This is a genomic window from Algoriphagus sp. CAU 1675 (assembly GCF_029222925.1).
Taxonomy (GTDB): Bacteria; Bacteroidota; Bacteroidia; order Cytophagales; family Cyclobacteriaceae; genus Algoriphagus.
The window spans coordinates 448,611-460,673 of record NZ_JARHUI010000001.1 but is presented as its reverse complement, the minus strand read 5'-3'; the positions used below and the strand labels follow the sequence as shown (position 1 = coordinate 460,673).

12 protein-coding genes are annotated in these 12,063 nt (G+C 42.6%); all 12 read right to left on the bottom strand.

What is annotated here, in order from left to right; translation table 11 throughout:
- Window positions 1–4 precede the first annotated feature (4 nt).
- Complete coding sequence (gene pdhA / locus P2G54_RS02055; RefSeq protein ID WP_275867691.1) at window positions 5–1,003, bottom strand: pyruvate dehydrogenase (acetyl-transferring) E1 component subunit alpha; 999 nt, start codon at window positions 1,001–1,003, stop codon at window positions 5–7.
- Window positions 1,004–1,009: 6 nt separating this feature from the next.
- Complete coding sequence (gene acsA, locus P2G54_RS02050; protein ID WP_275867689.1) at window positions 1,010–2,725, bottom strand: acetate--CoA ligase; 1,716 nt, start codon at window positions 2,723–2,725, stop codon at window positions 1,010–1,012.
- A gap of 228 nt (window positions 2,726–2,953) precedes the next feature.
- Window positions 2,954–4,006, bottom strand: a complete 1,053-nt coding sequence (locus P2G54_RS02045; protein WP_275867687.1) for an oxidoreductase — start codon at window positions 4,004–4,006, stop codon at window positions 2,954–2,956.
- A complete protein-coding gene (locus P2G54_RS02040) occupies window positions 4,006–4,632 on the bottom strand; it encodes a response regulator transcription factor (protein WP_275867685.1) in 627 nt (208 codons plus the stop codon). The genes P2G54_RS02045 and P2G54_RS02040 overlap by 1 nt, the downstream gene beginning before the upstream one ends.
- Before the next feature lie 36 nt (window positions 4,633–4,668).
- A complete protein-coding gene (locus tag P2G54_RS02035; protein ID WP_275867683.1) occupies window positions 4,669–5,424 on the bottom strand; it encodes an ATP-binding protein in 756 nt (251 codons plus the stop codon).
- Complete coding sequence (locus P2G54_RS02030) at window positions 5,417–5,800, bottom strand: hypothetical protein (protein WP_275867682.1); 384 nt, start codon at window positions 5,798–5,800, stop codon at window positions 5,417–5,419. The genes P2G54_RS02035 and P2G54_RS02030 overlap by 8 nt, the downstream gene beginning before the upstream one ends.
- A 385-nt stretch (window positions 5,801–6,185) precedes the next feature.
- A complete protein-coding gene (locus P2G54_RS02025) occupies window positions 6,186–6,554 on the bottom strand; it encodes a molecular chaperone DnaK (protein ID WP_275867680.1) in 369 nt (122 codons plus the stop codon).
- A 150-nt stretch (window positions 6,555–6,704) separates the two neighbouring features.
- The gene (ccsA, locus tag P2G54_RS02020) at window positions 6,705–9,224 is read right to left on the bottom strand and encodes a cytochrome c biogenesis protein CcsA (RefSeq protein WP_275867678.1); all 2,520 of its coding nucleotides are present in this window, start codon (window positions 9,222–9,224) and stop codon (window positions 6,705–6,707) included.
- 25 nt (window positions 9,225–9,249) lie between these two features.
- Window positions 9,250–9,666: a cytochrome c maturation protein CcmE gene (locus P2G54_RS02015; protein ID WP_275867676.1), complete on the bottom strand. Its 417-nt coding sequence runs from the start codon at window positions 9,664–9,666 to the stop codon at window positions 9,250–9,252.
- Window positions 9,667–9,678: 12 nt separating this feature from the next.
- The gene (locus P2G54_RS02010; RefSeq protein WP_275867675.1) at window positions 9,679–9,921 is read right to left on the bottom strand and encodes a CcmD family protein; all 243 of its coding nucleotides are present in this window, start codon (window positions 9,919–9,921) and stop codon (window positions 9,679–9,681) included.
- A gap of 3 nt (window positions 9,922–9,924) precedes the next feature.
- Entirely contained in the window at window positions 9,925–10,599 is a 675-nt protein-coding gene (ccsA, locus tag P2G54_RS02005) for a cytochrome c biogenesis protein CcsA (RefSeq protein WP_275867673.1), read from the bottom strand.
- A gap of 126 nt (window positions 10,600–10,725) precedes the next feature.
- The gene (locus tag P2G54_RS02000; RefSeq protein ID WP_275867671.1) at window positions 10,726–12,054 is read right to left on the bottom strand and encodes a dicarboxylate/amino acid:cation symporter; all 1,329 of its coding nucleotides are present in this window, start codon (window positions 12,052–12,054) and stop codon (window positions 10,726–10,728) included.
- Window positions 12,055–12,063 lie beyond the last annotated feature (9 nt).

Below are 12,063 nucleotides of genomic sequence, written 5' to 3'. Positions count from 1 at the left end.
TTGCTCATTCTGCCTCCTTTTCTGAATAGACAAACTTGGTCAGGTCCCGGATATCCTCCCAGGTTCCGTTTTCCGCAAAATCAATTGCCTCATCCACCTCCTTCTCCACAGATTTTTCGATTGCATCCACCTCCTTTTCACTGAGCAGGTTAGCGTTCAACAAGTAATCCCGAAACTTGGGAATTGGATCCTTCTTCTTCCATTCCTCAACTTCGGATTTTTCGCGGTACAATTCTGCATCAAACATGGAATGGGCACGAAATCTATAGGTATTACATACCAGAAAATAGGGACCGCCTGTTTTTTTGATAGTTGACACTGCCTTTTTTACCGCATCCATTACTGCCAATAAATCCATCCCATCCACCGAAGCTGACGGTATCCCATAGGAATCCCCTCTTTTTTCAAGTTCCTGGATAGAATGTGTAAATCGGATGGCCGTACCCATCGCATAAAGGTTATTTTCACAGACAAACAAGACAGGAACCTTCCAAAGAGAGGCCAGATTCATGGATTCGTGAAACTCCCCTTCAGCACCCGCTCCTTCTCCAAAGAAGCAACAGGTGATATTATCAAGGTTTTGTTTTTTGGAGGCCAAGGCCATTCCCACTGCCAAAGGAAGGTGTCCTCCGACGATAGCGCTGCCTCCGAAAAATTTCTTTGAAGCATCAAAAAGGTGCATGGAACCTCCACGTCCTTTGCTGCAACCTTCCTGTTTTCCATACATCTCTGCCATGATGGTTTTTGGGTCCAAACCCTTGGCGATAGCATGTCCATGTTCTCTATAGGTACTGAGAACATTATCGTTTTCCCCAAGAGCCTGTGTGACTCCAACAGCCACGGCTTCTTCCCCACTGTAGAGGTGAAGGAAGCCCCTGATTTTGGTTTCGGTATAAGCTTCAGCGGATTTTTCCTCAAATCTCCGGATCAGCATCATTTGATGCAGGAGTTTATTCCCTTGCTTCGAACTGACCTTACTTTTTCCTACTGTCTTTTTTTGCATGGTTTCCTAATTTTTTTCCAAGGTGGAGAGGTCTCCTTCTGGCAAACCCAGTTCTCTGGCTTTCAGCAATCTTCTTAGAATTTTACCACTCTTGGTCTTGGGAAGACTGTCAATAAAGGAAAGTTCTTTGGGAGCCACGGCTGGACCCATGGTCTTTCTTGCAAAACCAATCAGTTCCCTCTCTAAGTCTTTTTCTGCCTGATACCCTTCTTTAAGCACAACAAAAGCTTTCACCAATTCCCCGATGGAGGGTTCGGGTTTACCGATCACTGCTGCTTCTGCCACTGCCGGATGCTTCATGAGCGTGCTTTCAACTTCAAAAGGTCCCACCATATGACCCGAGGTCTTGATGATGTCATCTGCTCGCCCCACAAACCAGAAATATCCATCAGAATCTATTCTTGCCAGATCCCCTGTGATATACCAGTCCCCATGAAAGGATTTCTGATATCTTTCCTCCTGATGGATATATTCCCTAAAAAGGGAAGGAATGCCTTTTTTTAATACCAGATGCCCTTCCTTTCCTGGTTGATCCAAGACCTTAAAGTGATTTTCTCCTATATCGGCAATCGCAGCATGCACACCGGGAAGAGGTCTGCCCATGGAACCCGGCTTGACTTTCATGGAACGGTAATTGGAAATCATAATCCCCCCAGTTTCAGTTTGCCACCAATTGTCCAATACAGGAACTCCGAATGCTTTTTCTCCCCATATTACCGCTCCAGCATGAAGAGGCTCCCCGACACTCAAAACCAATCGTAAATGACTCAAGTCAAATGACTCTTTGGGTACAATGGTCATCCTCATCAATCTTCTGATTGCAGTGGGGGCGGTGTACCAAATATTCACTTTCTCCTTTTCAAGAATGGAATACCACCTCATACCATCAAACTCTTCCTCATCTACTATACTTGTCACCCCATTGACTAGAGGTGAGATGATGCCATAGGAAGTACCGGTAACCCAACCCGGGTCAGCAGTACACCAAAAGATATCTCCTTTTTTAAAGTCAAGTACATATTTCCCGGTGGAATAATGAATCACTACTGCCTGATGCACGTGCAAAGCTCCTTTGGGCATTCCTGTAGTTCCGCTGGTAAAATGCAACAATGCCGGATCCTCCGGGTCTGTAGTAGGAATGCTAAACTCCTCCGAAGCCTCCTCCATCAACTTAGGATAGGACAAAGCAAACTCATCCAAGTCTCGATCAGTATCCGTTAAAAGCACATATTGAAGGGAAGGGAGTCGTCCGAGCAAACCCTTGACTTTTTTTTCATAAGCATCAGTGGTCGTAATCAAAATACGAACATCCCCCTTGGAGAGGCGCTGGAATACCGGCTCCGGTCCAAATACGGAAAAAAGTGGACAAAACACCGCCTTGTATTTCAACGAGCCTAAGGAAGCAATATAAAGGGGCGGGACTCTGCCTAACAATGAAAAAACCCGGTCCCCCTCTTTCACCTTGAGTTTCTTTAAGACATTGGCAAATTTGCCGGTTTCGGCTTTCAAACCAGCATAGGTGTAATCCACATGTTCGCCGGACTTCCGAATAAATCTTAGAGCTGTTGTGTTTTTCAAATCCCCATCGGCATGCCTGTCCACTGCCTCATAGGCTATATTTAATCCTTTTCCACCCGGCAATCCACTAAGGTTGGACTTTTCTTTTTGCCAATCATAGCCTTTATACAACGCTTCATAATCTGAAAAATTGGGCCCTTTCATGAGATTCGGGATTGAAACTGCACATTTCTTTCAGCTATTAATTTACATTTTTTACTCCGCCAAAAACCTGCTTTTTGTCATGAATTGGACTCAAACTAAAAGCATTAACAAAAGCATGTCAAAAAACCCAAAGCATTGTCTGTTCTACGCTCCTATTTAAAAATTAATTGATCGGACAAAAAAATAGCCCTCAAACCGGGGCTAACTTATGGTTAAATCATTTTTAAACTACCAGCTACCTTCCGATCTGTGGACTTTCCTGCCTTCCTTTGAACTTAGGAAAGCCGCTTCTATAAGCTTCAACACTGAAATAGTCTGCTCCAAGGTGACTTTTAGTTCCGTGTTTTTGAGGATAGCATCCGCTACATTTTGGTAAAAAACCCTGTAATCTCCTGGTAAACTAGGATAAGGATGAACTTCTTCCCCAAGATAGAGTTTCCCCCATTTTTCTTCTGGCTCAACTCCCCAATTAATGCCTTCTGGCTTTTCACCGGCTTTAAAGGCAGCCTCCTGTACATCCAACCCAAACTTCTGATAGGATCCTTTCTCACCCAAAATCAAAAACTTCGGGGTCGGCGCATTTACCAAAACTCCTGCGGTCACTCTGGCTTTCTTATCACCATAGTCCAGTACAACATCAAAATGATCATCTGCCACAGCCTTCGTTCTTTGCTTCAGGATATCGGCCTGAACCGATTCCGGCAAACCAAAGAGGAGGACTACCTGGTCAATAAGATGAGAACCCAAGTCATACGTAATTCCATTGCCCAGTACATCTTTTTCTCTCCAATTTTCAGATACATTGGGCCTGAATCGGTCAAAATGTGATTCCAAATACACCAGCCTCCCAAGGATGCTTTCAGAGATGATTTTTTGTACAGTTTTGAAATCCCCATCGAAGCGACGATTGTGAAAAACAGAACATACCCTATTATGGTTTTCTGCAATCTGCTTTAACTCCTCTGCTTCATGCGAAAATATGGTCACAGGCTTATCAACAACCACATGTTTGCCAGCCTCCATGACCATCTTAGCCATTGGAAAATGAAATTCATTGGGAGTGGTGATGACGATCAGATCTGCAGCATCTTCCTTCAGCAGTTCTTCTAAACTACGGAATGTCCTAACACCCGGATATAAACTCTCGCATTTATTCGTGGATCTTTCCACCACAGCGGTAAGTTCAAGATCAGGACAAACTTGGATAAGGGGAGCATGCATCTTTTCCGCTACGGAGCCAAATCCCACAATAGCAGTGCGAACAGGTGTGACAAGGTTCATTATAAATTCATTTCATAGGCCCTATTTACCAGTTCTACCCGGCTACTGACCTGGAGTTTGTTATGAATATTTTTTCGATGGGTTTCGACCGTTTTCACACTAAGTCCCAAATGGGAAGCAATATCTTTATTGTTCATTCCGTCTTTGATCAGTTTGATGATCTGTACTTCCCTTCTTGAAAGTTTGTACTTATCACGGAATGAATCATAAAATGCATTGGGGCGGGCTTGTTCGATGATCCTTTCAAAATTCAGCACGTGCCTTCCTTCGAATACTTCATTGATGGTAAAGACCAATTCATCAGGATCTGCATCTTTGAGTATAAAGCCATCAGCACCATTTTTGATGGATTCCTTGAAGATTTTTTCCTCATCGTACATGGAAAGAACAATTACCTTCACTTCGGGATTATTGGACTTCAAGTGATTCAAAACCCCAAAGCCATCCATGATGGGCATGTTTAGATCTGTAAGAACCACATCGACTTGGTTTTGTGCCACGAAGTCTACCAGCAATTTTCCATTTGGAAATAGGCCTAGGATTTCAAACTCCTCATATTCTTCCAAGAGTCCTTCTAATCCTCGTGCAAACAAGGTGTGGTCGTCAGCAATTGCTATCCGAATCATAATAATTGGGGTGAAATCGAAATTAGCCTTAAATTTTTAATTTGGCAATGAGAGTTTTACTTCTGTTCCTTCTCCTTCTCTTGATGCTACAAAAAATTTCCCTCCAATGGCTTCCATCCTTTTTTGAAGATTGTACATCCCACTTCCATTGGAAGTTTGAGAAGTATCAAATCCTTTCCCATTATCACGGATTATGATGCTTTTTCTGTCAGAACGGAAATCTATAACCACATTCACTTCCGATGGGGAGGCATGTTTGATCGCATTGTTAAGAACTTCCTGAATGACCCGGATTAGCACCAGTTTATGATCATGGGGAAGTTCAAGTGGCTCCCCATCCATGGAAATTGACGTTTTGCAGAATCCAGTGGATTGAATTTTTTCCAACTGTTGGGAGATAAACTCCTCCAAACTGATATTGACCACCCAGTCCAAATTGAGTCGCTTGGAAAGTCCCCGGACTTCCTGTATGATTTGGTTGATGAGCTCTTTTCCTTCAGCCTGCTTTTGGGGTTTGGATGATCCCAGATAAAGTTTTGTTAAAGAAAGGAGCTGGCCGATATTGTCATGCAGTTCCCTGCCAATATAGGTCAGGGTTTCCTGTTGGATTTCATTTTCGATATTGAGCAGCGTCTTTTCAAATTCTGCCTGTACCTGGTCCATTTTCTGTTTGTTTTGGACCTGACGCTGACGGTGTAAAACCACCATCGCCACAATGAAAGAGGTCATTACCCCCCCTAAAAAAATCCCCCCGAAAACAATCAAGAGTATTTGGCTCTCCTGCTCAGACATAAATCAACTGTTTATCCGATTTCCATTTCAACTTATAGCTCGCTAAAGTAGCCACCAAAGTTACGGAAGACAGAATTGAAAGAATCCGTGGAAAGTGATACAAGGAAGTCAAAAGATCCGGGTAATTGGCCCAGAGGTAATTAAATGCCACCTGAATCAAGAAGATCATTGAAAAATAAAACAAAATGAATGTTGCCTGCCAAAATGAAAATTGCTCCAGAGGATTAATATCGAGGTAGTCAGGACTAGTTAACAAATCTATAAAATAGATCCCAGAGGCAATGATGTTGCTACCAAAGAAAAGGAAAAAGATGGTAGGTTGGCTATCCACAATCGGCAACATGCCGGAAACTTCCAAAACCAATGCAATGCTCACTATGAAGCCAATTAGGATAGTGATTATCTTTTTCTTTTTGGGGGATTTGATATGATATCTCAGCAAAAGCAAATAAAGAACACACCCTATTTGGTTACTGAAAATATTATATACCCAAACATTATAAAGATCCCGGCTGTGGTTAGGATATAAATTGTCATAAACCACCCCGTTTAATTCTTTAAAAATTATTGTAACCGTCCCCAAATGCTCGTAAACAAATATCAATGAAACTATAGTGAATGGGAGTAAATAAAAGGTTTGCTTCCTTTTATTTTGGGGGAGGGACAAAAAAAAATAGAATCCCAAAAAAGCCAGTATTTCTACCGAAAGCAAATAATAGGGGTTTATGCCATAAAACTTTATCAGGAACTCCATACAATTCTTATAAAATACACTTTGGAGGACATTGTTGCCCTGCATTTTCAAAATCTCCCCCTAGATCCTCGGATGAGGATAATGTAGAAATAGGCTCCATGATAATGGTCAACGTTCCCTCGTATGCTTCTGGATCTTGCGGGTGGTATTTTTTTGCGACTTCCTCCGTGTATTCTCCAATATAGAATTTAATGCCTCCTTTTTTGGGGTCGGAATCTGCCTTAGATAGGACCCGCTCCAGAGTTTCCCTATCAAAAAAAATCCAATCTGTCTGATTGGTCACATCCCCTTTTTTGTTTTTTGCAGGCTTTCCCTTTTTGACTTCCTTTTTATACTTATCCTGCATCTGTATAAAGTCATTTTTGTCAATTTTCATAAAATGAGGGTTTAAAAATTAGTTGAAATTTCACCTCTGAAAAGATAGTCTTTTCATGACACTAAAGTTAGCCAAATTTGATAATCGGAAAAGCTCATAAAAAAAGGAAGCCCGTTATCTAGACTTCCTTTTCCTATAAAATGGGGTAAATTATTCCATCCCTTTATCTCTCATCTTTTTAAATTCATCAAAGCGTCTGAAAATCGCAACCGTAAACCCAATCAACATGATGATGCATCCAATCCAAAGCACATTGATGTATGGCTTCACAATTGCTTTCATAACCACATAATCCTTTTGGTACTGATTGACCTTAAAGACAAATTTATTCTGCTCAGGCAGGATGTTTTCCAAGGTCACTTTGATTCCCAATTCATTATCGATCACAGGTAGCTTCCCTACCTGATTGTTGCGAATGATAAAAGTAGGTTCAAGCCTTTTCTCAACATCGTAATCCAAGATCCTAATAATAGCCTTCACCGCGACATCTCCTTCCTGAAGAGTGTATCCCTCAATTTCACTCAGAACTTCCGCCCCGTCAAAATAGGTCACAAAGTCAGCAATATGAAACTGCTCTCCAGGACTTACTTCGTAGATCTCGTCTTCTTTCCATTCGGGATCCTCGTAGTCATTCATGGCAGCCACGTAGGTATAGAGATCCTTGTCGAGATAGATTTTGGAATCCGGAGAAGAAATCAAGCCCCCCATCCCTTCGTTGAATTGGGACATTGGACTGAGGGAGAATTTATAGGTCTCGTTTTGGTAATAATCAATCTTGAAATAATCGTTCTCTTCTAAAACCAAGCTGACTTTATCTCCTTTTTTGAAATAGTCCTTGTAATCTTCCAAAGCAAGCGCTTCGTTCACATTACCTGTGGATTCGAGAAGTTTTGAAGGAACGTATTCTGGAACTCCTACCACTTTTTTCTGTCTACCTCTATAGACCACTGTATAATCCTTCATCTGGGTAGGCTTATTGATCCAGAGGAGCACGTGCTCCTTGTTTAGCTCATCTTCCCAGCTGTTACTATAAGTAAGCCCGGACATATTGATGGATATCACATCTGAATACCCGGAGCTGAACATCACCCCAATAAGGGTCATTCCCAGACCTATATGGGCCAGCGATCCCCCAGCTAGTTTGAAGGTGGATTTTTTCAGGATGCGGGCAAGAATCACCGAATTGGCCACAACCGTAAATGTCCCTGCCAATACGATCACCATGTATTTCCAATCGTAAACCTTTGCAAGTACGATGATCACTGCAGACAAAAGAACAGAAATAATATAGGGGGTAAGCAAGGCTTCTTTGAGTGCCTTTTTATCCATTTTTTGCCACCAGAAAAACTGCCCCACGGCAGTCAGCAATGCAATTGCTATCCCGAACCAAAGCTGAAACTTGGTGTAAAAGGCAATCTGATCAGCAGGAGGGGCCATATTGGAAATTCCTCCAAAACTTTCCACCAAGGCATTAAATGCTGGTATGGAAGTAGGAAGGATCACCTGAAATGACATCAAGCCCAAGGTGGTTGCTCCAATGAAAACCCAAAACTCACGGGAATAAACAGAGGCCTCTTTCTCTGAAGTTGGAATATGTTTCCAAGCCCGGGCAGATAGCACCACAGAAACGACCAAGAAAAATAGCATGTAGATCAACAACTGTCCCGATAGTCCCAAATCTGTAAAGGAATGCACGGATGCATCTCCCAAGACTCCGGATCGAACCAAAAAAGTCGCATAGAGGACCAGAATAAAAGTCAAGATCACCAATACGATGGAAGTTTTCAGCGCTGTGCTGCTCTTCTTAAAAGTGATCATGGTATGAATCGAGGCCACCAAAATCAACCAGGGGACATAAACTGCATTCTCTACCGGATCCCAGTTCCAATATCCCCCGAAATTCAAAGTAACATAGGCCCAATATGCACCCATGATAATTCCCATTCCGAGAACCATGGCAGAGAAAATAGCCCAAGGCAATGCAGGTCGAATCCACTCCGAATAACGCTTAGTCACCAATCCTGCGATCAAAAACGCAAAAGGCACAAGGGTTGAAGCATAGCCGAGAAACAAGGTTGGCGGGTGGATCACCATCCAGATGTTTTGAAGCAAAGGATTTAGACCTGTACCGTCTTCCGGTACAAAATCCGGATTCATCTGGAATATCGGAGCCTGCGTAGCATCCCTCAAAAGAATGAACGGAGAACTTCCGATTTTCAAATCACCGATCACCACACCTAGAATCATGGAAACCAGGAAGGCTTGAACCAGGGCGAACACTATCATGACCGGCGCTTCCCAGCGCTTGTTTGTATGAATAAGGATCACCCCCAAAACCACATTCCAAAAAATCCAAAGAATAAAGGCTCCTTCCTGTCCTTCCCAGAAACTGGAAATCATATAATGCACAGGCAATGCCTTACTCGAATGGGAATAGGCGTAGAAATATTCGAACCTGTGATTGTAGATGATTTCAAAAAGTGCCAGGGCAATCACCGTACTGGAAACAGCATGGATATAGAAGCTGGTTCTGCTGAATTTTCTCCAGCTGGCTTTCTCTAATTCGTTTGCTTTAAAATATTGGCTATAAGCATAGGCAGTAACCAACGCACTTACAAATGCCACTATGCTCATCAAGTGGCCCAGGTTACCGATAAAGGTATTGATCATGTTGATAGGGTCTTGCTGCTCAAATTTACATTCCCGCCGCCTGCACGTCGGTTTCCTGATATTTGGATGGGCACTTCATCAGGATTTTGTCAGCGATAAAGATTTCTTCATTTTCATAGGATCCGATGACCACTACAGATTCGGAGCGGATGAAGTCTGCCGGAACAGGTTCATTATAAAACACCTCCTGCTCGGTTCCATCATTATCTACTAGGATAAAAGTAAATGAGGTTTTGTCTTCACGGACATTGATCCCCTCCACTTCACCCTGGGTATTTTTTTTCAACTGTCCGACCACATGGATTGCCTTATCGTTCCCATTTTTTTTCATTTCCATTGCGGTATTAAAAGTCTCATAACTGCTGGCATCCCCGATGGACGTCATAATTATAATGATGGCTATGGCAATGATTCCTATACCTACCAAATGTCCTTTTTTCATAATTTTGGCAATTTAAGATGGAAGATTTTTTTCCAGTTTGCTGATCTTCCGCTCAGTACTTACCAAGTAAACGGTGATCCCAGCGAAGATAATTCCAATGATCCCTACTAATACGTAGATTTTTCCATCAGCTCTCATCCGGTCAGCCATTTCCACGGCGTTATTGGAATAATCTGATTCAGTTACAGGAATTTTTTCCTGAGCCAAAGCACTCAGGCTAAAAACCAACAAAGCTATTGTGAGTAATTTTTTCATCGTTTAGGAATTGATCATTCTATCTTCCAAAGTCCTCTCTACCCTACGCATTCTGACACGAACAGTTGCGATCCAAGAGCCCAATAATGTCCATCCTATAATGGCCGGATAGAAAACCATCCTTAGTTTGGAATCCAAATCATAAGCATTGAAGCCAGGATTGCCGCCATTTCCCGGATGAAGACTGTCTGTCAAACGAGGTAGTACAAAGATCAAGGGAATAAAAGCCGCAAACGCGAAGATATTATATATAGCCCCGATCCTGGCTCTCTGCTGGGAGTCGGTCAGGGAATTTCTCAAAATCAAATAGGCAAAATACATCAACAAACCGATCGCTGAAGCATTCTGCTTAGGATCGCCGCTCCAGTAATCCCCCCAGGTAAACTTGGCCCATAGCATACCCGTGGTGATTCCCAAAACCCCAAAGAGAATTGCTGCATTTGTAAACTCTATGGCTAGATCATCGAATTTCAAGTCATTGGTCCTCAAATACCGGATACTGAAAATCACCGAAACAATCAGCATAAGGATCATGCCAAACCACATCGTCACATGAAAATGAAGAGCCCGAATGGTTTCATTCAAAATAGGAAGACGGGGTACATCCATCAGAAGTCCTGCAATGATGGTATAAAACAATAGGGCAATTGCCAGAATTTTCCACCAGGATTGGCGCATAGGGTAAATTTTGCTTTTTCAAGTGCAAAAATAAGTCATAAGTTCCTGAAAACGCTGCTTTTTCTCAGAAAAGACAAAAGGTCAGAGCCCTCAGACCCTGACCTTTCTATTGAGAATTTCTATGATTTACTCGTTTGGAGTGAGTGGATTACTTTTTCTGATCAATCCTTCCGGCAACTCACCTTCGGTACTGGCCACTACAGTAGTGACCACCACATCGCCTGTTACGTTTACTACGGTTCTGAACATATCCAGGATTCGGTCAGGTGCCATGATCAGGGCAATTCCCGCTGCTGGAACCCCAATGGATTCCAAAACCACAATCAACATAATCAAACCTGCACCGGGCACACCTGCGGAACCGATCGCCGCCAGAGTGGAAGTAAGGACAATCATTAGTTGTTGTGAAAAACTCAGTTCCATTCCCAATGCCTGAGCAATGAAAACTGCTGCCACACTTTGGTACAAACTGGTACCGTTCATATTGATGGTCGCACCAAGAGGAAGTACAAAGCTTGATATGTTTTCAGATACTCCCAGTTCCTCCTCTGCAATTTTCATGGTAACAGGAAGGGTGGCTGAGCTTGAACTGGTTGAGAAAGCAAGTAACTGAGCTGGTCGGATCGCCTTGAAGAAATCCAGATATGGTACTCTGGTAAAACTTTTCAGTAGGATAGGATAAACTACCAACATCATAAAGAACAAGCCTCCCAATACGATCAAACTGTATTTGAGCAAAGCATAAAGCAAGTCAAATGCCGAGTCAGGATTGTCTCCCGCAATCTCCACAATAAGGGATGCCATCAGGGCAAACACTCCATAGGGAGCGATGAGCATGATGTAATTGACAATCTGTATAATCAGATCATTAAACCCATCAAAAAACGCAATTACCGGAGAAGCTTTACTCTTGGGGATCTGCAACAAGGCAATACCCGCAAGAATGGCAAAGAACACTACCTGAAGCATGGCTCCGTTATCCGTAGTAGCCAGAAACAGGTTTTGAGGAACCATGTCGACTATGGGCTGGAGTGGACTTTGCTCCTGAAATTTGGCTGCGGCATCTGCACGGGTATCAACATCGCCTTCATAGAGGCTCATCAAGTTTTCCCTTGTTTCTACAGGCAAACTCTTTCCAGGTTTAAAAACATTCACAAGAGAAAGTCCAACCGAAATTGCAATGATCGTTGTAATCACAAAGGTGACAATGGTTTTGCCTCCGATTCTACTCAACTTGGAAATATCTCCTAAGTTAGAAACACCGATAATCAAAGAAGCCAACACCAAAGGCATAGCGATCATTTTCAAACCATTGATGAAAATGGTGCCGATTGGCTTGATGAAATCCAGGGTGAATGAACTTGGGATCGAGGTCTTGATTGAAATCAATCCAAAGGCCAAACCGAGGATCAAGCCTATAATAATCTGTGTATGAAGAGGTATCTTTTTTAGCATATTTATATT